Here is a 20632-nt window from a genome sequence, read left to right on the forward strand (position 1 = left end):
GACGCGCGAAAAATGACGGTTCGATTCGGGACGAGACGGCGGTTCCGTTCTCAGACCTTCGCGTACTTGCCAGCCTTCAGGTAGACCTTCCAACTGAAGTCGCGGCCAGCGTACTCGGGGCGGCGCTCCTCGCAGGTGCCGTTGAACGCTTGGGTGCCCTCGTAGTCGCCAATCCACTGGACGGCGTACATGCCGTCGCTACCGACCGTGGTGTACTCGGGGTGGGGTCGAACTTTGTCCTGTCCGAGCGTGAAGTCGCCCTCGATGCTGACGCCGACGCCGCGGTAGGCGGCCGAGAGACCGACGGTGTAGGTCTTGCCGTTTCGGGTCAGGTCTTGGTCCGGGTCGTAGGCGAGCATGTCGTAGCCGCTACCGAGACTGACGCGGTTCCACATGTTCCAGAGGTTCCCCGTGAAGTCCCAGTAGTCGCGGGACTGTCCCGAGGTCCAGTGCCAGTAGAAGTAGTGTTCGCGGTCGTACTCGTCCTTTACGTCGGACTTGTAGAGCGCGACCTGATTGTCGGACTCGGCGATGACCGTGCCGCCGTCGTCGGTGGCTTCGAGGTGTTCGGTCCACGCGTTGACGTAGGTCAGGTTGTCCATGTGGCCGGGCGTCGAGGCCTCCGTGGACAGGTCGCCGTCGTCCTGACTGCCCCAAACGCCTTGGTCGCCGTACTTCTCTCGCATGCGGGCCACGTAGTCATCGTGTTCGGACTTCGAGAGACCCGGCGTGTCGGGACCGACGCTGATGGACGAACTCGCCGAGGCCGTCTCCTCGGGCTTGCCTTTCTTCTTCCCCTGCGCGCTAGCGACGCCCGAACCCAGCGCGAGGCTGGTGGAGGCGATACCGGCACGTTTCAGGAAAGTACGTCGCTTCTGGTTCGACTGTTGATTTTCTCGTGGCATCTTTTCCACATTAATTCGCTGAATGCTCCATATTATTAATGCTACTTCATGATGAAATTACTCAGCGGATGAACGGTTCTCGGGTTCCGAAAAATTTCCCACCCTCCGGCTAATCCCCCGCACCGCGAGACCTACGACAGGCGAGACTTGCCGCCCTCGATTTCCGCGTCCCAGACGAAACTGAACGTCTCGTCGGGACGCCACCGCGCCTCGCAGACGCCGATGACGGCTTGGGTCTCACTGACCTCTCCCGACCACCGAATCGCGTACTGCCCTTCCTCGCCGACGCGCGTCTCCGAAGCGACCGGTTCGACGCTCCCGCCGCGGAGCGGATACGACGACTCGAACTCGGGCGTGTTCGGCGAGGGCGAGGAGAACGGAACCGAACTGCTGTCGTGGCGACTGCTCGGCGAGTACAGGAGCAAGTCCTCGGTGTGAACGTCGAGTTCGACCCCGGTCTGTAGTCGTCGGAACACCGGCGTGCCGTCGAGTACGTTCCCGCCTCGCTTCCACTCGGGGACCCGGCCAGCGCTCCAGAGCAGTATCAGGAAGTGTTGGTTGCCGTTCTCGTCTACTTTGTCCGGAATCTCGTAGAGGACGAGTGCGTTGTCCGCGGCCACGAGGAGGTTGTCCTTCTCGCCGCCGTACGGTTGTCCGTTCTCGGTGACGTGGAGTTGCTTCGTCCACGCCCGTCGGAAGTCGAGCGTCTGGCCGATTTTTCGCCCTGCCGTCCCGTACGGACCGCTATCGCCGTAGCGTTCCTGCATCCGCCCGACGTACTCGTCGAACTCCTCGGCGGCGAGTCCGGACGTTCCTTCCTGAATCGGCGTGGTGGCGTGACCCACCGACGACGATTCGAGGGCGTCGAGACACCCTGCGGTTGCGACCAACGAACCAGTCGCACCGAGTTGGGCGGCCCGCCGCAAGTAGTTTCGTCGCGTCGAGCGATACTCGTGGGAGGATTGGGAGGAACTTCGACTGCGCTCGTCTCGAGGGACCATACCTTCGAATTCCAACTAAATCACTAAAGCTCTCTGCTGTGAAATTCGCAATACCCGGCCGAATCCCCACCCTCCGGCAAATCGCTCACGTTCCGAACCCCCCGTCTCACTTCGAACGCGTTCACGTACCGTCGCACTGGGTCTCGTCCCGACGCGCCTCGTCTCGATACGTCTCGTAGTGGTCGGTCGCCCACTCCACGGCGTCCGGCGATTCGTTCAGGATGACGCCGCGGATTCCCCCCCGTTCGTGAACGGTGACGCCAGCGTATCGCTCGTCGTCGGTGTCTATCAACCACAGGGTGAACGGCAGTTCGGCCTCCGAGGTGTGAACCCGGACCTCGCTAGCGGTTTCGAGACCACGATTCGCCGACCAGTACGGGTCGTCGAACGCCCCGAGAATCTCGTCTTCCACGACGAGTTCGACTTCGAGGCAGTTCTCCTCCACGAACGTTTCGAGGATGTCGAGATACGTGGTCAACACCACCGGCATCAGAACTCGCACTTTCGAGGCGGACTTCAGGACGTTCACAATCGGCGTGAGGGCGTTCTCCGGCGTGTGAGAGTCCGCGACGTGAACCTCGGCGTCCCGGATGACGGCGGGCGATATTGGGGAGTCGTCGGGCCACACTTCGAGGAGCGGGATACCGTCCGTGAGCGTCTCGGTGGTCTTGACGTAGTTTTGAAACTCGGAGAACGCGATTTTCCCGCTCGTCGTGGGGTGGTACGTGCTACCGATTCGCTCGACGGTCTCGACCTCTTCCAGCTCCCGTATCGCACGGTCGATGGTCGAACGCGAGGCAGTGAGTCGGTCAACTAACTCCGGTTTCGTCATCGGTTCTTCGAGAAGCACCGCGAGAACGTCGTGTCGCTTCGCCACGGCTTCCCGGAGACCCTCGGGACTAACAGACGTTTTTCGGGTCGTGTCTAGTCCGCCCATGTTTCCGTCGTAAAAAATGAATACCTATACACAAATCAATTTCGCTATTATTATTTAATATATTATATTGCTAGAGGGAAATTTACTCGGCGGCAGACAGTTAGACGGATAGCTCGGTCCTTCGGATTTCGCTCTCTCGCGTCCCACCGATAGCTCCGAGACCCACTCAGTCCCCGGTCACGGGGTCGCGCGCCCAAAACTCGCTGTCCTTCTTCAGTTTCGGGACCCACGTGTCGTCGGTCTTCGACAGGAGCGCGACCCGCGAGACGGGAACCTCCTTCAGGTACTCGTGGTCGGGCATGTGTTCTTGCACGTCCTCGGCGAACGCCATCACCTCGTCGTGGTCCAGCATTGAGGAACGCGCAACCCTGTCCCTCGATTCGCCGACGTGCATGTAGGACTTGAGTTCCACGAAGTCGGGGTCCGCCCGCCGGTAGAACCCCGCGTACCAGTCGGGGTGGTGGACGTTCTCGCCGCCGACCAGCGTGGTCCGAACCACGGTCCGGGTCTCGTCCTTCTGGGCGAGTACGTCCATCGTCTCGACCAGATTCTCCCACGCGTCGTCTTCCATCGCCTTCACCACCTCGTCGAAGGTGTGGCGCTCGGCGGCGTCCACGCTGACGTAGAGTTGGGTCGGGTCGCACTCGCGGAGTACGTCGGGTCGGGTTCCGTTGCTCACGAGGAACGTCGTGATGTCCCGGTCGTGGAAGGCGTCGATGAGTTCCGGCAGATAGGGGTAGAGCGTCGGTTCGCCGTCGAGACTGATGGCGACGTGGCGCGGTTCCATCGACTCCTCGAACACCTCGCGGGGCACCTCGTCGTTCCCGCCGAACCCCGACAGGAGCTTCTTCTGGAGTTCGATGCTCGCGTCCACGACGGCCTCGGGGTCGTCCCACTCCACGTCGCCGAGTTCGTATGCGTGTCCGGCGTGGTCACGCCAGCAGAAGACACAGCGCTCGTTGCACTTGACGACGGGCGTCATCTGGATGCATCGGTGGGATTCGATGCCGTAAAATATATTTTTGTAACATTTTCCTTCTCCTCGAAGGGCGTTAGCCGTCCACCCGCAGGTCTGGGTGGCGGTGTGGTTCTCGTGGTGGTAGTCGGGTGAGTCCACCTGTTTCGGGCCGGACGAGTCGCTCATTGTAGGGTGGATGGGGTCCGAGGCTAAAACATTCTTTCTTCCGCACCCCGAAGTTCACACTGCTCTACTGGGGGAGTCCCCTCGAACCGGGGTAACTGCGTCGGGGGTCCGGCGCTTTTGCTCGCGCTTCTCCGAGAAAGACAACTCGAACGAGAATAACTTCCACTATCTCAGCTAATTATAGCTAACTACCCAACTTTAGCTGGGATAATTGAACAAGTTTTAACACCCTTGCTAAGGAATGCCATCGCGTAATGGCATCCGAAACGTACGGTATCATCAGTCTGCTTCCAGCACTGTTCGCAATCGTGCTGACGCTACTGAGCAGGCAGGTGTTACTCTCACTGTTCGCGGGCATCTGGATTGGGGCGACCATCCTGATGGACTGGAACCCAGTCGTCGGGGCGGCACACTCCCTCCAGTTGGTCATCGACAACATCACCGCATCGTTCAACAGCAAACTCCTGTTGTTCACGTTCCTCTCCGGGGCGATGCTCGGGATGATATTCCTCTCGGGCGGCATGAACGCCCTCGCCAAGCGAATCATCTCTCGGATTCGGACGCGACGGCAGGCCGAACTCGGAACGAGCGTCCTCGGGATGCTCATCTTCGTGGACTCGTACGCGAGTACGATGATTACGGGGTCGGTCATGCGACCCATCACCGACCAGTTCGACATCAGTCGGGAGAAACTCGCGTACCTGCTAGACTCCACCACATCTCCGGTCGTCAGCGTCGCCGTCGTCTCGACGTGGGTCGGGTTCGAGGTGGGTCTCATCAAAGAGCAGTTCACCGCGCTCGGCATCGACCAGAGCGCGTTCGTGGTGTTCCTCCAGAGCATCCCGTTCCGGTTCTACAGTCTGCTCGCGGTGGTGCTGGTCTTCGTCACCGTCACTACCGGGTGGAACTTCGGCCCGATGAAGCGCGCCGAGAAGCGCGCCAAGGAGACGGGCAAGGTCCTCCGCGACGACGCCGACCCCCTGCTGGAGACCCGCGAGGAGGACATCGTGACCCCCGACCACGTGGACTCGCGCTGGTGGTACTTCGCGGCACCCATCGTCGTCCTCGTGGCCGTCACGGGTCTCGGACTGCTCACCTCCGGCGGGTGGCCGAGCAAGGCACCGGTCGAGGCGCTGAAGGGTGCGGCGACTGCCGACGCCATCCTCTGGGGCGTCTTCTCGGCCTGCGGTCTGTTGCTCGCCATCCTCGTCGGCCACGCCCGCGTCGAGTTGGAAGCCATCAGCGACTCCATCTTCGAGGGGTTCAAGATGGTGATGTTCCCCGTCGCCATCCTCTCGCTTGCGTGGACCATCGGCTCGGTCAGCGAGGCGTTGGGCGTCGGTCCCTACGTCGTCTCCGTCGCGGAGGGGGTCATCACCGCGGAACTCCTGCCCGCCGTCGTCTTCCTCGCGGCGGCCATCATCTCGTTCAGCATCGGTACCTCGTGGGGGACGATGGGCATCATGTTCCCCGTCGCGGTGCCCCTCGCGTTCAACCTCGGGGCACCGCTTCCGGGCGCTATCGGCGCGATTCTCACCGGGTCGCTGTTCGGCGACCACTGTTCGCCCATCAGCGACACGACGGTCCTGTCCTCGATGTTCGCCGGAGCGGACCACGTGGACCACGTGAACACCCAGATTCCGTACGCCCTGCTCTGTGGAGTGGTGGCGACGGGCCTGTTCCTCGCCAGCGGATACGGCGTCTCGCCGCCTCCGCTCCTCGCGGTGGGCGTCGTCGTCCTCGCCGTCGCCGCGTACGTACTCTCGGAACACACCACGGTCACGATGCCGCGGGTCTTCGGGTCGGACGCGGACTGAGGGCGGTCCCGTTTTCCGTTTTACGCTACCAGTGTCGAGGAAACAGTGGCGACTCGCCAACCTATAGAGTGATGCGGTCGCGAAGCAGTGCCGAGAGTAAATATAAAATATAATAAGTTAGTTATAGCTAATTTATACTTATGAGACGTGATTCGACCACGAGCGACGAGCCAAAGCGACGAACTGTCCTCCAGTCCGTTAGCGATTCGCCGGAAAGCCAGAAGCGCCGCGGCTTCCTCAGAAACGCGCTCGGTGCCTTCGTCGGTAGCGTCGGTGCCGCGTTCGGATTCTCGACTCGGACCTCGGCGATGACGCCCCAAGAGAAACGTGCGGCGAAGGCGGCGGCCAAGGAGTACAACTCCACCGAGGCGATTCGTGGTGTCGTCCAGTCGTACGCCACCGACCTCCTCCGTCACGTCGCCAGCGAGGGCCACATCGACCGACCCGCGGTTTCGGCACTTCCGATAGAGAAGATACACCATTCCGTCGAGTCGTACACTCACGCCGACGAAGGCGTCATCATCGACGCGAGTGCTACCGAGGACGGAGTACGCGTGAAAATCCAAGTGAAACGCCAACTCGCCGACGGGCGCGAGTTCCTCCTCGTCGTCAACCCGACGGCGGAACGGAGTCAGGCGATTTTCCGGGAACCCGAACCCGAAGTCACGCTGACCGACTCCACGGGAACCGACTCGAAGCAGACGGATGTCTACTACACGGCCACGGCGGACGGGAACGGCGGAATGACGATTCAGAACTGTAGTGATGCGTGTGGCGAGGTGTACGACCGTACAGTGTGTAGCACTACCTGTGGTCCGTACAGTTGTGGTTGTGTGAAGTACGGCATTCACACGTCCTGCACGGACCCCAGTTGCGACGGTTGCTACACTATCGACTACTCGTGCTGTGGCGACTACAACTGCGACCTGTAGCAGTTAGCCGCCGACTTCCGAAAACGGAACCGCTCCAACGAACGAAAACCTTTCTTTAACACAACTATACCTATCTAAGACGTATCTATTTCTGTCTCGTCGCCGTCGAGTCGGCGACTCGACGGCGACGAACGAGTTCCGACTGTTTCGGCTTTCACGCCGGGTTCGACGCCGAACCGGTCGGGTCGCGCGCTGGCAAACAGTTAACCCGTTGTAATATATCTATGAAAATATGAATGAAAAAGAGAACGAATCGGACGACACCGGAATCGACTCGGGGCGGCGTCGGTTCCTGAAGTACGCGGGCACCGGCGCGATTACCGGCGCGGCGGCGCTCGGCGAGGCGAGCGCCCGCGGCGACGGGAAGACGCTCCCGCCGGGGTCCGGCGTGGACGAGGGTCTCTCGGTCGCCAACGTCGGCATCGACAACGGCACCTACCGCATCGAACTCGGCGAGACCGAGACCGGCACCCGCGACTGGTTCGTCGGCGAGAAGCGCACGCTCTACCACGAGTTCTTCGCGCTTCAGGACGGGACCGGGAGCGTCGTCCCGTCGTACAATCCGAAGACCGTCGTGGACTCGTTCCCCTCCGGCGGCGACCCCGGCACGACCTACTCGGCGACCATCCGGTACGCCGTCGGGTCCACCACGCTCGAAGTCGTCCGGAAGGTGACCCTCGCGCCCGACCAGACCAAATTCACCGTCACCTACGAAGTCACCAACGTCGGGTCGGCGTCGGTCGGGGACCTCCGCCTCTACCAGTACTGCGACTACGACGTGGCGTACTCGATGACCGACCAAGCGCGCTACCACTCCTCGGCCGAGATGCCCTACGTCCGGGACACCGGCGACGGTCTGGACCTCTACACCGGATTCACCGGCGAGTCGGCCCCCGACCACCACCACGTCAGCGTCTACTACAACCCGCTCCAGCGCCCGGCATTCGCCTACGACGCGGTGCTGAACGGGTCGCTCAACGACGCCACCGCCGCGCCCGACAGCGGTGGCGACGACGCGGTGGTCGCCGCCCAGTGGTCGCTCGGGTCGCTCGCACCCGGCGACACCACCAGTTACACCCTCACGTTCGGCGCGGCCGAGACTCGGAGCGCCCTCGCGGACCTCATCGGAAACGGCACCGCGACCCAAGGCGTCGAACTCGGCGACCCGACCGTGGACCGCTTCCAGATTCGACCCCTCGACCAACTCCCGCTCGAGTTCTCCGTCTCCATCTCCGGTGTCAGCGACGACGTGACCCTCGAATTCCGGAATTCGAGTTCCTACGCCGACCTACTCCACGACTCGAAGACCGTGAGTCCCGACGCCGAGACGGTCACCAACCGCCTCGACATCGCCGGACCAGACCACGACAAGATTCGGGGTGACATCATCGACCCCGAGGGCGCGGGCCGACTCCCTACCGACGGTCCCCTCTCGGTCACGGTGACGGCCTACGACAGTTCGGGGAGCGAACTCGACACGTTCGACCTCACGCTCAACAACCTCGAAGGGCCGAACTACGTCGAGTACCCCGACTTCAGCCGTCAGACCGGGATTCCGCTCGGCGGTCGGGACCGCTTCTACCTCGACGGCGACGACTACTACCACAACCACCAGTCGCTCCTCGTCCGGGAGTGGGCGCTCCGCGCCGCCGCGAACGGCGGCGACACCAGTCGCGCCAGCGACCTGCCGCTCCCCGAGGACCCCGAAATCGCCGCGAACCGGGCGTGGCGCTTCGTCAAGATGTCGCTGTCGCCCGACGGCGAACCCGACGAGTTCACTCGCGACATCAACCTCGCGCGCTGGATAGACAAGAAGTTCCTCGGACCCGACCGGTCGTACCTCCCGCTGTCGGTCTACTCCTACCAGAACGGCCACATCTGCATCGAACACACCTACCTCTTCTCGTCGTTCACCCGGACGCTCGGCCTGCCGACCCGCGAGATGACCGCCGCCCTCGCCGCGCCCGGCGGGGCCTACGGTTACGACAGTTACACCTCGTGGTATCAGGAGTCGGCCGCGCAGGTGTTCTACGAGGGCCGGTGGAACTTCTACGACCTCTACATTTTCGGGGAGGGCGCGCGCGACCCCAGTCGCTACCTCGACGGCTACACCGGGTACAAGCTCTGGGAGACCAACTACCGGGTCCAAGAGACCACGATGCCCGACGGGACGACTCGCTGGGGTCACGACTTCGGCATCGACTACGAGGGCGACCCCCGGACGCCCTCCCAGTGGGACTTCAACAGTTCGGTGCGCCGGTCCGGACTCCTCGTCGCCAACTACTCGCCGGTCGAGATGGACGCCACCGACGCCGACGGCCGAGGCATCGACGCCACCCTCTCGGACGGACCCGGAACCGAGGTGAGCGAGACCGACCCCGAGACCGACATTCCGGGGTCGGTCCACGTCCCGAAGGGTTCGACCGGGTTCACCGACGCCGCCGACCCCGAGAGCGTCTACGACCTCCGCGAGAGCCTCTTCGTCCCCGACGGGGCCGAGTCGGGGTCGCTCACCCTCGACTACGAGGGTACCGACGACGGCGAGTACACCACCGTCCTCGCGCAGGTCTCCGAGAGCGACGACGGCGAGTTGGAAGTCGAGACCGAGACCGAACTTACGCTGGAAGTCACCGAGGGCGAGAGCCAACAACTCGAACTCGAACGCTCCTCGGGCGGAAGCGGCGACGGCGGCAGTTCCGATGGGTTCACCATCCGGAAGATTCCCGCCTCCATCGACATCGACCCCGACGCCATCAACCCGAGAGCGAAGGGGAAGTGGGTCACTGCCTACGTCGAACTCGGCGACAACAGTCTCGGCGTCGAAGTCTCCGACATCGCACTCGACACCGTGACGATGAACGGCGTCCCGGCAGTCACCGACCGGAAGTACGGGTTCGTGAAGAACCCGCCAATCGAGGACCGCGACGGCGACGGCTTCCCCGAACTCGCGGTGAAGTTCCCGCGGAGTGCGGTCGCCGCGACCCTCGACTCGGGCGGGAAAGCCGAAATCACCGTCTCGGGCGAAGTCGGCGACGTGACCTTCGAGGGGAGCGATTCGGTTCGCGTCGTGGGTGGCGGGAAGGGTCGCGGGAAGGGCGGTCGCGGCGGAAAGGGAGGGAAATGAGATAGACTCGACCTACTCTTCCCAATCGGGATGTCGGCCGGGCGTCGGCACGAAATCCACCGAATCGCGGAGTTCGGACTCTTCGACCCACGGCCGACACCGACCGTGTAACTCGAAGAGTCGGAACTCGTTGAGGTGAACCCAACTGTACGACGCGGTGTTGTCGTGTTCGCGCTCTGCTACCGCGTCGGTGAGTTCTCCCTTCGAAACGCCGATTCCGCTCTCTTGGGCCTCTGCGACCAGCGATTCGAGTTCGTCCGCCGTCTGCTCGTCGGTCAGGTCCTCGCTGTGCCAAATCTCCATCGCGGCCGCGACGACATCCGCCTTCCCGTCGAAGTTTTCGCCGGTCATCCAGCAGTAATCCCGAGGGAGGACGTACGACTTCTCGAAGTACGGCGTCTCACTGATTTTTCCCAATTCGGTCACTTCGCCGCCAGCGTCCTGTTCGTACACGCCGACGATGTAGTCGGCGTACGCCGCCAAGAGCTGGAACCGGATTCGGAACTCCGGGAGTCTGTCGAGACCGATTTCCCGAAGGTCGCCCATGACGAAGGCGTAGGCGCTCAGTCGCTTGTTCAGTTCGTTCTCTACTCGACGCAAGCGGCGAACGTAGGGGTCTCGATAGCTTCCGAGGACGTAGTAGGTGGTCTCGGGCGTCTGGAGGTGTGGTAGTTCTTCGTTTGCGAACCCGAGAATCGAGGCGGTTTCGTGCGGTTCCAATTCGAGACCGTGGAGGGCTTCGTTTACGGCCGCCTCGATTTCGTCCGCGTTCGGTGGTATCGCTGGGTCCGCCATTAGTCACGATTACCTACTCGACTCGCTTATGTCTTCCCAACTAATCCGGCTATTCTCTCGAAAACCAGATTGGTTGACCCGAAGTATTATTCGTCGCACCTTCGAAGGTCGTTGTATGAGCGACAGCGCGCTGGCCGGTACGTCCGGGCCGTTCGAGGAGCAACGGCGAATCTTCGAACTCCTCTCGCAGGAGACGCGCCATCTCATCGTTCAGTACGTCCTCGGCCATCCGAAACATCTCACGTCGCTCGCCGAACTGAGTTACATGATTCCAAAGAGCAAGGCGGCGATTAGCGACCAACTCGACAACCTCGTTCAGGCCGGAATTCTCGACCTGTACCGTCACGAACCGAGCGAGGATAAACGGGATTACCCGTCGAAGTTCTACGGACCGACGGAGTACGGCGTGGAGGTTCTTTACGAGTACAACTATCTCAGAGGAGTTCCCGCCGCGCGAGCGCTGTACGAAAACACTCGGAAGTCCGAGAAAGTCGAGCGCCATCAGAACGCACCGCGCCCGGACCTCCCTCGCCCGGTCAGAGAGGCACTGAGCACCGAATAGAGGAGTGGCTACCGGAAGGTGTGACCGATTCGTGCGGACTCGTTGCTTCTCTCGCTCGGAACGAGTAACACGCTTCAGAAACCCATTTACCCGCCGGTCGAAAACCAACGGGTAACATGTATCTCCAGTTCCGGGACGACGTGGAGGACGCGCTCGTCTCCGCACTCGAAGCGCTCGACCTCCCGACCGACGACCTCGGTGTCGAGGACCCTCCCGAGGGGGTAAACGCCGTACTCGCCTCCAGCGCGGCGTTCCGACTCGCTGGCGAGGTCGGCGCACCCCCGCCACAGGTCGCCGGGCAGATTGCGGGCGAAATCGACGCCGACGACTACGACCTCATCGCCGCCGCCACCGCGCAGGGACCCTACGTCAACTTCGTGCCGAGCGACGCCTACTACGAGGGAACCGTCGAGGAGGCCCAACGCGCGGACTTCGGCCATCTCGAACCCACCGGCGAGGAAGTCGTGGTCGAACACACCTCCGCGAACCCGACCGGCCCGGTCCACGTCGGGCGGGCGCGCAACCCCATCGTTGGCGACGCCGTGGCGCGAGTCCTCTCGTTCGCTGGCCACGACGTTGACCGCCACTACTACGTCAACGACGCGGGCCGCCAGATGGCCGTCTTCACGTGGGCCTACGAGACCTTCGAGGAGGCGGACCTCGATTCGGACCCCGAACGCGACAAGGCCGACTACGACCTCGTGCGCTACTACCGGAAGGGCAACGACTTCCTCGAAAACGGCGACCCCGAGGAGGTAGAGGAGGCCGAGACCGAGATTCAGGCTATCATGCAGGGTCTCGAAGAGGGCGGCGAGGAGACCTACGAGCGCGTCCAAGAAGTGGTCGATACCGTCCTCGGCGGGATGCGCGAGAGTCTCGACCGCCTGCCCGCCGAGTTCGACGAGTTCGTCAAGGAGACCCGCTTTCTCCGCGACGGGTCGGCCGACGACGTGGTAACTCGGCTGAAAGAACTGGACGAGGCGGTCTACGAGGAGGAGGCGTGGCAACTCGACTTGGAGGAGTTCGACATCGAGAAGAACTTCGTGTTCCTGCGCTCTGACGGGACGACCCTCTACGCGACTCGGGACCTCGCCCACCACGAGTGGAAGTTCGACAACTACGACCGGGCCGTCACGGTTCTCGGCGAGGACCACAAGCTACAGGCCCGGCAGATGAACGCCACGCTCGACTTGCTCGGTAACGATACCGACCAACTCCGACAGGTCATCTACTCCTACGTCAACCTCCCTGAGGGGAAGATGTCCACGCGCGCGGGCACGGGCATCGACTTGGACGACCTGCTGGACGAGGCCATCGACCGCGCCCGCGAGGAGGTCGAGACCCGACTGGACGACCGCATCCGCGACGACGACCTGACCGAGGAAGACGTAGCGCGCATCGCCGAACAGGTCGGCATCGGCGCGGTCCGCTACGACATCGTGTCGAAGCAACCGACGAAGGCCATCACCTTCGAGTGGGACCGCGCGCTCGACTTCGAGGCCCAGAGCGCGCCCTACGTCCAGTACGTCCACGCTCGCTGTTGCGGGATTCTCGAAGAGGCCGGAATCGACTCGGCCAGCACCGACTCGGTGGCGTCGGACTTCGACGCCTCTCTACTCGAAACCGAGGCCGAGCGGGAACTGCTGGAAGTCGTCGCGCGCTTCCCCGCCGTCATCGAGGAGGCCGCCGAGGACCTCGAACCCCACGTCGTGGCGACCTACACCCGCGACATCGCCGAGACGTTCAACACCTTCTACCGGGAGTGTCCCGTCCTCGGCGACGACGTGGACGACGACCTGCGGGACGCCCGACTCGCGCTGGTCGCGGCGTCGAAACACGCGGTCGGTAACGCCCTCCAAGTGCTGGGCGTGGCCGCGCCGCGGTCGATGTAATCACACCGGAAGCACGAATCCCGGCGGGACGACGAGATTCCCGCCGATGAACAGAATCGCACCCGCGGCGACGGCGAGCGTCAGCAACACGAACAACAGCACCCACCAGAGCGAAACCGAACTATCGTCTGCCATGGCGATAGATGCAACACTGAACTCTTTAGAAGTTGGCGATATTACTTGAATATCGAGCCGAGACGACCCAGAACGCCGCCCTCTTCGTCCGACTCGTCGTCCGCCGAACTATCGGACTCCGAAAGGGACCGGTCGGACTCGCCGGATTCGTCCGGCGAGTCGCTGACATTCGGGTCGCTCGCGTCTGATTCGTCCGAGTCGGGGTCGTGGGGTCCAGTCTGGTTCTCGTCGTGCGAGGCGTCCGGCCCGGAGTTGCCGAACGAGTGGCCGTCGTCCTCGAACGGGACGCCGCTCACGCCGCCGTCTTCGTCGTCGCTCGCTTCGTTCCGCTCCGACCCGTCCGCGGTGTGGTCGCTGGCGGCGTTGTCGTCCGGGGTACGGTCGCTCGTGGCGCTGTCGTCCGTCGCTCGGTCGTCCGCGTCGAACGAACCCGCGGCCAGCGGGTCGTCCTCTCTGTCGGCGAAGAGGTCGTCGGTCGAATCGTCGGTCCCGCCCATCTGGGCTAGCGGGTCGTCGTCGCCGTCGTCGGCCGACCCGCCCGTCTCGCCGAGACGCTCGTCGCTGATGTGTTCGTTGATGAGGTCGTCCACGCTCCGGGCCTCGCTCGAACCTCCCAGTTTACTCGTCGCGGCCGAGTCGTCCGCCGTCCCGTCGGCCGATTCGCTCGACCTCGACGTGTCCGACGGACTCGCCGCGGAGTCGTCCGAGTCCGCGCCGGACTCGGACGACTCCGCGGCGTTCCCGCCGCCGAAGAGGGCGTCGGTCTCCCCGTCGGAGTCGCCGCTGATTGCGTCACGGACGTTCTGGGCCGCGTCCGCGCTGAGCGGGTCGTCGGTGCCTTCCGAATCGGGCATCCCGGTGCCGGGAATCTCCCCGTCGTTCGCTTCGTCGTCGGCCCCGGCAGGGGTTTCGTCTTCGACTGCCGCCCCGTCGGATGCTTCCGACTCGCTCGCCTCGGCGTCGGATGCGTTGGCGTCGGGCCTTTCGGTCTCGAGTGTCTCGGCGTCGGGCGTCTCGTCGCGGGGAGTCTCGGTGTCGGGTGTCTCGGTCTCGACTGCCCTCGGGTCTGGGGCTTCGGTCTCGGCGTCGGCGACCGCTTCGAGTTCGGGGTCGGGGTCGGCTTCGCCGGTCAGCACCGCGGCGAGGTCCCGGTAGGCCCGGCCTGCGGGCGCGTTCGGCGCGAACGACGCGAGGGGTCTCCCGGCGTCGATGCCCATCGGGACCGCCTCGTCCTGCGGGATGACCGCGAGTACGTCGGTGCCGAGGGTCGCCTCCACGTCGTCGGCGTTGAGAATGTCGCTACTGCGCTGGGTCAGAACCGCGCCCGTGACCTCGCTTTCGACGCGCTCGGCGAGTTCGCCGGTCTTGGCGGTGTCCCGGACCGAGGCAACGTCGGGCGTGGCGACCAGTAGAACGCCGTCCGCGAGCGCCAGCGGAACCAGCGTGTCGTAACTGACGCCCGCGCCGGTGTCCAACAGGACGTAATCGTACTCCTCGCGGAGGTCCTCGACGACCGTTTGCAGGTTCGCGGGGTCGGACTTGACGAACGCCTCGATGTCGGTGGCGCTCGGCAGAACGTCGATGTCGCCCGGCGCTCGGTAGATGGCGTCGTCGAACTCGGCTTCGCCCGCCAGCACCTCGTGGAGGGTCGGCGTCTCGATTTCGAAATCGAGGAAGTCCGCGAGGTTCGCCATCCCGAGGTCGGTGTCCACGACGACGACCGAGTGACCCCGGTCGGCCAGCATCGCTCCGAGGTTGATGGCAGTCGTCGTCTTCCCGACACCTCCTTTGCCGCTCGCTATCGCGTATACCGTGTCGGACATGATACTCGTTGTCCCAACCGAACCATGACACGCATATAAAATTAGTCCGTTAGAAGCGACACTTCCCGCCCCAATCGACGGGTGGCCGACGAAATCGACCGTCTCCGACGCAAGACGAGGATGGAGAGACGTTCGACTCGGCGACTGGCCCCGGTGGGTCTCGGCTAGCAACGCCGAGGTCAAAGATTACTTACCCTCTGGCGGGTCTAGAAGGAACTAATGAGCGAGCAGGAAGGCGAGCAGTCCGACCGGAAGAAGTACGAGTTCCAGAAGGTCATCGAAGACCTGCGGGACTACGAAGGTTCCGGGACTCAGCTCGTTACCATCTACATTCCGCCGGACAAGCAAATCAGCGACGTGGTTGCCCACGTCACCCAAGAACACAGCGAAGCGAGCAACATCAAGTCCAAACAGACCCGGACGAACGTCCAAGACGCGCTCACGTCCATCAAGGACCGCCTGCGCTACTTCGACACCTACCCGCCGGACAACGGCGTCGTCCTCTTCAGCGGCGCAATCGACACCGGCGGCGGCCAGACCGACATGGTGACGAAGGTTCTGGAGAACCCGCCCGAACCCGTCCAGTCGTTCCGCTACCACTGTGACTCGGCGTTCCTCACCGAACCGCTCGAACACATGCTGGCCGACAAGGGTCTCTACGGTCTCATCGTCTTAGACCGGCGCGAGGCCAACGTCGGGTGGCTGAAGGGCAAACGCATCGAACCCGTCAAGTCCGCGTCGTCGCTGGTGCCGGGCAAACAGCGCAAAGGTGGTCAGTCCGCCCAGCGTTTCGCCCGCCTCCGCCTCGAAGCCATCGACAACTTCTATCAGGAAGTCGCGGAGATGGCGAACGACCTGTTCGTCCCCGAACGTGGTGACTTGGACGGCGTTCTCGTCGGTGGTCCCTCGCCGACGAAAGACGAGTTCCTCGACGGCGACTACCTCCACCACGAGATTCAACAGCAGGTCCTCGGCAAGTTCGACGTTGCCTACACCGACGAGTCGGGTCTCTACGACCTCGTGGACAGCGCCGAGGACGCGCTTGCCGACGCCGAGGTGATGAAGGACAAGAAGGAGATGGAGGAGTTCTTCGAGCAACTCCACGACGGTAACAAGGCCACTTACGGCTTCGAACCCACCCGCCAGAACCTCATGATGGGGTCGGTTGACCGTCTCCTCCTGTCGGAGGACCTCCGCAAGGACGTGGTGGTCTACGAGTGCGGCGACAAAGAGGAGTACGAGTTCATCGACCAGCGAGCGAACACCCCGGACCACACCTGCGAGGACGGCGCAGAGGCCGAGATGCAGAAGCGCGAGGACGCCATCGAGTTCCTGATGAACATCGCCGAACAGCGCGGCACCGAGACGAAGTTCATCTCCACCGACTTCGAGAAGGGCGAGCAGTTGAAGTCCGCGTTCGGCGGCGTCGCCGGGATTCTGCGGTACTCGACGGGCGTGTAGAGTCTCTCTTTCGTTTCCGTGTCGTCCGGTTCGCTGACCGATAGTTTTACTTATCTCGGCGATATAGTCGATAATGGTGCCAACGGTCCACCCATAGGAGAAAAGCCTCTGAACAGTCCGTATGGCTTCGTCCGAGGAAATCGGATTGACTCACGCCGCTCTCCGTGGTGGATGGCATTTTCTCATTACCGTCCTCGAATTGACGAAGTGTATCCCACGACGCAAACCTTCATAGAGGAGTATTAGTCCTCTCCGGTAGTTGCTCGTGTTACAAGCCGGGTCAGTTAGCCAGCAACGAGGCTAGCATGACCAGAAGCTTGACCACGTTTGTTACGAACCGAACTACGAGGTTTATAGTTCGCAGATACCGACTTGTTTTAGTAGTCGGCTTCGACTCGGAGTTGGTTCGGTCGTGTTTGGATGGCATTTTCTCACTACCGTATCGCTGGAGGTTCTTCCGGTGAGCCGATGCCAATGGACCACCAACCTCCAGAAACTATATCGACTATATCGACTCACTTTACTCCGTTCTTTTCTTCTCGTTACTTTTTCGTCCTTATTCGGCTCGTAGACACGCTATACCTGTCCAAAGAAAACAAAAATATATGTGAATAAAAGAAATACATGGCTAAAACGTTAGCGTAGGTGGCTTTAGGACTCGATACCCTTCTGCGCTACGTCCGCTCGACCACCTTTTCCCGCGCTCGGTCGCTCACTCCGTTCGCTCCCTCGCTGGCAAAAGCTGGACCAAAAATCTGCTCGCTCACTCCGTTCGCTCGCAGACACTCAGGCTAACGGCGTCCGTTCCACGACCTGACCGTCCACCGTCGGGTACTGCTCCACGATTTCGCCGCGCTCCACGTCGCCCTCCGCTATCATCTCTTCGAGTAGCCACCACGCGACTTCCACGTGGTCGGACTTGACCGTGTAGAACTCCTCGGGGACGCCCAACTCCTTCAGACGCTGTTCGTCGGCCCACGTCTTGCCGTAGACCAGCGTGCCGTCGTCGGTCACGTCGTCGAACTCCCGGCGGATGTTCTCGGCCATCCGCTTCAGTCGGTTGCGGTGCTGGGCGGCGTCCTTGAAGACCGAGGTGCAGAAGTAGACTCGCTCGTGGTCGCCCATTTGGTCGAGAATCTCTTTGGACCCCTCGACGGCGCTCATGTGGCCGTCCTGCAACTCGTAGCCTTTCTCCTGCATCCGGCGGAAGTTGCCTTGGCTCATCTCGAACTCGTTGATGTTGCAGAACTCGGCCGCGCCCTCGTCCAAGAACTCGATGAACTCCTCTTCGGCGCGGATACCCGGAATCTCGAACGCGGGAGTCAGTCCCTCCTCGCGGGCGATGTACAGAATCTCTTCCCACTCGGTGCCGTGCATGTCGCCCCAGAGGTCCAGCGGCGGGTGGAACCGAATCTCGTCCAAGCCCGCTTCCGAGAGGCGACGCATGTTCTCCCGGCCGCCCGTGATGCCGGTGTAGAGGTGCGTGTGGTGGTCCTCGCCGAACTCGTCTTTCAACAACGAGAGGTACCGACAGGTCTTGGCCATCGCCTCCTGCGGTTCCCCGCCGGTGATGGAGGTGCCCAGCGCGTCCATGCGCTTGGCCTCCGTAATCACGTCCTCGTCGGACTCGACCTTCCGCTCGTTGGCGTACACGTCGGTCACGTTCTTGCGGTTTTCACCGAGGGGGCAGTAGAAACAGTCCCGCTGGTCGCAGTAGCCGTAGACGAAGAGGACCATCTTGCCTCCCTTGGCGCACTGTTCGCAACCCTTCGAAATCATTCGTTAGTGGTGGTTTATTCGTCCGACGCTGAAAAAGCGTGCGAATTACCCGTTCTGTGACGAACGGGGAAAGTATAACGTCCGTCGGAATCTCAAAAGAGACTTCGAATGCGGTCGGCGAGGCTCGGTGCATTGGCAGGTTCGCGCCATTCGACGGAATAGGCGTCACGCTTTTCCTCTTCTGAACGGCCTGCGGAGATGAGTATCATCTCTTCGCCTTCTTCAGGCGGGCCGCTTCCATCTACATCTGCGGTCATATTTCTTCGATGGGTTACCGTTCCACCTATCATCTAGTTTGGTACAATAGTCGATAATACAAAGGAGTTGCGCGAACCGTATTCTAATCCCCGAAAAGAGTTAAACCCCGGACGCATAGCCCCGAGTAATGCTGTTGGTCCTCTGTGTGGACCTCGACGACGACCTCGGTCGCAAGACCGACTTCGACACCCCCGTCATCGGCCGCAACAACGTCGAAGCCGCCGCGGTGTCGTTAGCGACGGCTGACCCCGAGGACAGCGACGTGAACGTCATGTTCGAGGGCGTCCACCTCGCGGACCGAATCGAGGACGAGACCGTCGAGGTCGCAGTCGTCACGGGTACAGAGGGCGGCGACATCGCCGCGAACCGGGCGGTCGGCGACGAGGTGGACGAGGTACTCGCCAGCCTCTCGACCCGCGAGGAAGTCCAAGCGGTCATCGTCACCGACGGTGCCCAAGACGAGAGCGTCATCCCGGTCATCCGCTCGCGGGTGCCCATCGACGGCGTGCGCCGGGTCGTCGTCCGGCAGGCCCAAGACCTCGAATCGATGTACTACACCATCAAGCAGGTGTTGGACGACCCCGAGACTCGCGGGACCATCCTCGTTCCGCTGGGCATCCTCCTGCTCATCTACCCGCTTTCCATCGTCTCGGACCTGCTCGGACTCCCCGGCGCGGCGGTGTTCGGCGTCACCTCCGGTTTGCTCGGTCTCTACGTCCTCGGGCGCGGACTCGGCGTCGAGCGACTCCTCGATAGAGCCGCGGAGAAGGCCAGAAACAGCCTCTACGCCGGTCGGGTCACGCTCATCACGTACGTCGTCGCGGCGGCGCTGTTGGTCATCGGCGGCGTCCGGGGTGCCGAAACCCTGAACGCGGTCGAGACCACGACTGCCGGGCCGATGGGACCGCTCAAAGTGCTGGCGGCGCTGGTCAACGGGGCCGTGACGTGGTTCACCGCCGCGGGGGTCACGACGAGTCTCGGACAGATTACCGACGAGTATCTGGCCGACCGCTTCCGGTGGCGCTACCTCAACGCGCCGTTCTACGTCCTCGCCATCGCCGTCGTTCTGCACGCGGTCAGCGCCTTCTTCCTCGACGAGGTGCCCCTGACCTACCTCGCGGTGATGCTGACCGCCGGGACGCTACTCGGACTCACGAGTACGCTCGCGTTCGCCATCGCGGAGTCCCGCCAGTCGCGGCGGGCCGACCCGAGTTAGCTCAGTGTTCGCGCGTCACCACAAACGCCGCGAGGTCACGCAGGTAGTCGGTCGCCGTCAGGTCGGGCGTCTCGGCCCGGTCGAGGGCCGCCAGCGCCGCGTCGGACTTCTCGTGAGCGAGCGCATCGGCTTCCTCGGCGTCCAAGTCGGTCACGCGGACGATGGAGGGCCGACCCATCTCGGCGTCGTGGCCCGTGGGCTTGCCGAGTTCGGCGGCGTCGGCCGTCGCGTCGAGTACGTCGTCCCGAATCTGGAACGCGACCCCGACCTTCTCGGCGTACTCGCCGAACGCTTCTACGGTCGCGGGGTCGGCGTCGGCCGCGATTGCGCCCAACTCGGCCGCGGCCCGGAACAGCGCCCCGGTCTTCCGGCGGGCCAGTTCCATGTACTCGGTCCGGTTCGTGGGTCGGGCGACGAGTTCGGTCGCTTCGCCCTCGCCGAGTTCGACCATCGCGTCGGCGACCGCCTCCATCGCTCGGGGGTCCGGCGAGAAGAGTTCGAACGCCTCCCCGATGAGACCGTCGCTGGCGACGATGGCCGGTGAGTAGCCGTATTCGGCCCACGCGCTCGCGCTCCCGCGGCGGGTGTCCGACTGGTCGATGATGTCGTCTACGACCAGCGACGCGTCGTGAACGAGTTCGACCCCGACCGCGAAGTCCACCGCCTCCTCGGTCTCGCCACCTGCGGCCTCGCACGACAACACCGTGACGGTCGGCCGGACGCGCTTGCCCCCCGACAGCGCGACGTGGCGGACCTCCTCGGCGAGTTCCGTCGGTTCGACGCGGTCGAGGACGACTTCGAGGCGCTCCTCGACCAGCGCCCTTCGGGACTCGGGATAATCCATTGGCCGG

General features: G+C 63.0%; 17 protein-coding genes. 7 read left to right on the forward strand and 10 right to left on the reverse strand.

Annotated elements, in window-relative coordinates:
- Positions 1–50 precede the first annotated feature (50 nt).
- The 4 genes from P2T60_RS15940 to twy1 all read right to left on the reverse strand — a co-directional run bounded on the left by P2T60_RS15940 (position 51) and on the right by twy1 (position 3987).
- On the reverse strand, positions 51–905 hold the full coding sequence (locus tag P2T60_RS15940) for a hypothetical protein (RefSeq protein ID WP_276280224.1): 855 nt from the start codon (positions 903–905) through the stop codon (positions 51–53).
- Between the two features lie 131 nt (positions 906–1036).
- Positions 1037–1906, reverse strand: coding sequence for a hypothetical protein (locus tag P2T60_RS15945; RefSeq protein WP_276280225.1), 870 nt, complete (start codon positions 1904–1906; stop codon positions 1037–1039).
- A 121-nt stretch (positions 1907–2027) separates the two neighbouring features.
- Positions 2028–2783, reverse strand: coding sequence for a helix-turn-helix transcriptional regulator (locus P2T60_RS15950; protein ID WP_276280226.1), 756 nt, complete (start codon positions 2781–2783; stop codon positions 2028–2030).
- Positions 2784–3009: 226 nt separating this feature from the next.
- Complete coding sequence (gene twy1, locus P2T60_RS15955; RefSeq protein WP_276280227.1) at positions 3010–3987, reverse strand: 4-demethylwyosine synthase TYW1; 978 nt, start codon at positions 3985–3987, stop codon at positions 3010–3012.
- Positions 3988–4241: 254 nt separating this feature from the next.
- Between twy1 and P2T60_RS15960 the strand changes: the two genes are divergently transcribed.
- From P2T60_RS15960 to P2T60_RS15970, 3 genes are all read left to right on the forward strand, one after another.
- Complete coding sequence (locus tag P2T60_RS15960) at positions 4242–5804, forward strand: Na+/H+ antiporter NhaC family protein (RefSeq protein ID WP_276280228.1); 1563 nt, start codon at positions 4242–4244, stop codon at positions 5802–5804.
- A 140-nt stretch (positions 5805–5944) separates the two neighbouring features.
- Complete coding sequence (locus P2T60_RS15965; protein WP_276280229.1) at positions 5945–6736, forward strand: hypothetical protein; 792 nt, start codon at positions 5945–5947, stop codon at positions 6734–6736.
- 232 nt (positions 6737–6968) lie between these two features.
- A complete protein-coding gene (locus P2T60_RS15970) occupies positions 6969–9860 on the forward strand; it encodes a transglutaminase-like domain-containing protein (RefSeq protein ID WP_276280230.1) in 2892 nt (963 codons plus the stop codon).
- A gap of 12 nt (positions 9861–9872) precedes the next feature.
- Here P2T60_RS15970 and P2T60_RS15975 read toward each other — a convergent pair whose 3' ends face one another.
- A complete protein-coding gene (locus tag P2T60_RS15975) occupies positions 9873–10655 on the reverse strand; it encodes a DUF8170 family protein (RefSeq protein ID WP_276280231.1) in 783 nt (260 codons plus the stop codon).
- A 115-nt stretch (positions 10656–10770) separates the two neighbouring features.
- Here P2T60_RS15975 and P2T60_RS15980 point away from each other — a divergent pair, with 115 nt between their 5' ends.
- Together P2T60_RS15980 and argS are read left to right on the forward strand one after the other, a co-directional pair.
- Positions 10771–11217, forward strand: coding sequence for a helix-turn-helix domain-containing protein (locus tag P2T60_RS15980; protein ID WP_276280232.1), 447 nt, complete (start codon positions 10771–10773; stop codon positions 11215–11217).
- A gap of 116 nt (positions 11218–11333) precedes the next feature.
- Positions 11334–13109, forward strand: coding sequence for an arginine--tRNA ligase (argS, locus tag P2T60_RS15985; RefSeq protein WP_276280233.1), 1776 nt, complete (start codon positions 11334–11336; stop codon positions 13107–13109).
- Here the strand turns inward: argS and P2T60_RS15990 are convergent, their stop codons facing one another.
- Both P2T60_RS15990 and minD read right to left on the reverse strand, forming a co-directional pair.
- Positions 13110–13244 (reverse strand): hypothetical protein, encoded by a 135-nt coding sequence (locus P2T60_RS15990; protein ID WP_276280234.1) that lies wholly within the window; start codon positions 13242–13244, stop codon positions 13110–13112.
- A 41-nt stretch (positions 13245–13285) separates the two neighbouring features.
- Positions 13286–15067 carry a cell division ATPase MinD gene (minD, locus tag P2T60_RS15995; RefSeq protein WP_276280235.1) on the reverse strand — a complete coding sequence of 594 codons (1782 nt, stop codon included), beginning with the start codon at positions 15065–15067 and terminating at the stop codon, positions 13286–13288.
- A gap of 219 nt (positions 15068–15286) precedes the next feature.
- Here minD and prf1 point away from each other — a divergent pair, with 219 nt between their 5' ends.
- Positions 15287–16528 carry a peptide chain release factor aRF-1 gene (gene prf1, locus P2T60_RS16000; RefSeq protein WP_276280236.1) on the forward strand — a complete coding sequence of 414 codons (1242 nt, stop codon included), beginning with the start codon at positions 15287–15289 and terminating at the stop codon, positions 16526–16528.
- Between the two features lie 786 nt (positions 16529–17314).
- On the opposite strand, the gene P2T60_RS16005 is transcribed toward prf1, so the two are convergent.
- Together P2T60_RS16005 and P2T60_RS16010 are read right to left on the reverse strand one after the other, a co-directional pair.
- Entirely contained in the window at positions 17315–18307 is a 993-nt protein-coding gene (locus P2T60_RS16005) for a radical SAM protein (RefSeq protein ID WP_276280237.1), read from the reverse strand.
- A 92-nt stretch (positions 18308–18399) separates the two neighbouring features.
- Complete coding sequence (locus P2T60_RS16010; protein ID WP_276280238.1) at positions 18400–18564, reverse strand: hypothetical protein; 165 nt, start codon at positions 18562–18564, stop codon at positions 18400–18402.
- 128 nt (positions 18565–18692) lie between these two features.
- Here P2T60_RS16010 and P2T60_RS16015 point away from each other — a divergent pair, with 128 nt between their 5' ends.
- Positions 18693–19781, forward strand: coding sequence for a DUF373 family protein (locus P2T60_RS16015; RefSeq protein ID WP_276280239.1), 1089 nt, complete (start codon positions 18693–18695; stop codon positions 19779–19781).
- 1 nt (position 19782) lies between these two features.
- Here the strand turns inward: P2T60_RS16015 and P2T60_RS16020 are convergent, their stop codons facing one another.
- Positions 19783–20625 carry a polyprenyl synthetase family protein gene (locus P2T60_RS16020; RefSeq protein ID WP_276280240.1) on the reverse strand — a complete coding sequence of 281 codons (843 nt, stop codon included), beginning with the start codon at positions 20623–20625 and terminating at the stop codon, positions 19783–19785.
- Positions 20626–20632 lie beyond the last annotated feature (7 nt).

The sequence above is a fragment of the Halorussus caseinilyticus genome, assembly GCF_029338395.1.
In the GTDB taxonomy this organism is placed as follows: Archaea; Halobacteriota; Halobacteria; order Halobacteriales; family Haladaptataceae; genus Halorussus; species Halorussus caseinilyticus.

What these genes read in the sequence shown, in the direction of transcription:
- P2T60_RS15940 (WP_276280224.1), bottom strand. Translation starts at nt 905, where the DNA reads ATGCCACGAGAAAATCAACAGTCGAACCAGAAGCGACGTACTTTCCTG.
- P2T60_RS15945 (WP_276280225.1), bottom strand. Translation starts at nt 1,906, where the DNA reads ATGGTCCCTCGAGACGAGCGCAGTCGAAGTTCCTCCCAATCCTCCCAC.
- twy1 (WP_276280227.1), bottom strand. Translation starts at nt 3,987, where the DNA reads ATGAGCGACTCGTCCGGCCCGAAACAGGTGGACTCACCCGACTACCAC.
- P2T60_RS15960 (WP_276280228.1), top strand. Translation starts at nt 4,242, where the DNA reads ATGGCATCCGAAACGTACGGTATCATCAGTCTGCTTCCAGCACTGTTC.
- P2T60_RS15965 (WP_276280229.1), top strand. Translation starts at nt 5,945, where the DNA reads ATGAGACGTGATTCGACCACGAGCGACGAGCCAAAGCGACGAACTGTC.
- P2T60_RS15970 (WP_276280230.1), top strand. Translation starts at nt 6,969, where the DNA reads ATGAATGAAAAAGAGAACGAATCGGACGACACCGGAATCGACTCGGGG.
- P2T60_RS15975 (WP_276280231.1), bottom strand. Translation starts at nt 10,655, where the DNA reads ATGGCGGACCCAGCGATACCACCGAACGCGGACGAAATCGAGGCGGCC.
- P2T60_RS15980 (WP_276280232.1), top strand. Translation starts at nt 10,771, where the DNA reads ATGAGCGACAGCGCGCTGGCCGGTACGTCCGGGCCGTTCGAGGAGCAA.
- argS (WP_276280233.1), top strand. Translation starts at nt 11,334, where the DNA reads ATGTATCTCCAGTTCCGGGACGACGTGGAGGACGCGCTCGTCTCCGCA.
- P2T60_RS15990 (WP_276280234.1), bottom strand. Translation starts at nt 13,244, where the DNA reads ATGGCAGACGATAGTTCGGTTTCGCTCTGGTGGGTGCTGTTGTTCGTG.
- minD (WP_276280235.1), bottom strand. Translation starts at nt 15,067, where the DNA reads ATGTCCGACACGGTATACGCGATAGCGAGCGGCAAAGGAGGTGTCGGG.
- prf1 (WP_276280236.1), top strand. Translation starts at nt 15,287, where the DNA reads ATGAGCGAGCAGGAAGGCGAGCAGTCCGACCGGAAGAAGTACGAGTTC.
- P2T60_RS16005 (WP_276280237.1), bottom strand. Translation starts at nt 18,307, where the DNA reads ATGATTTCGAAGGGTTGCGAACAGTGCGCCAAGGGAGGCAAGATGGTC.
- P2T60_RS16010 (WP_276280238.1), bottom strand. Translation starts at nt 18,564, where the DNA reads ATGACCGCAGATGTAGATGGAAGCGGCCCGCCTGAAGAAGGCGAAGAG.
- P2T60_RS16015 (WP_276280239.1), top strand. Translation starts at nt 18,693, where the DNA reads ATGCTGTTGGTCCTCTGTGTGGACCTCGACGACGACCTCGGTCGCAAG.
- P2T60_RS16020 (WP_276280240.1), bottom strand. Translation starts at nt 20,625, where the DNA reads ATGGATTATCCCGAGTCCCGAAGGGCGCTGGTCGAGGAGCGCCTCGAA.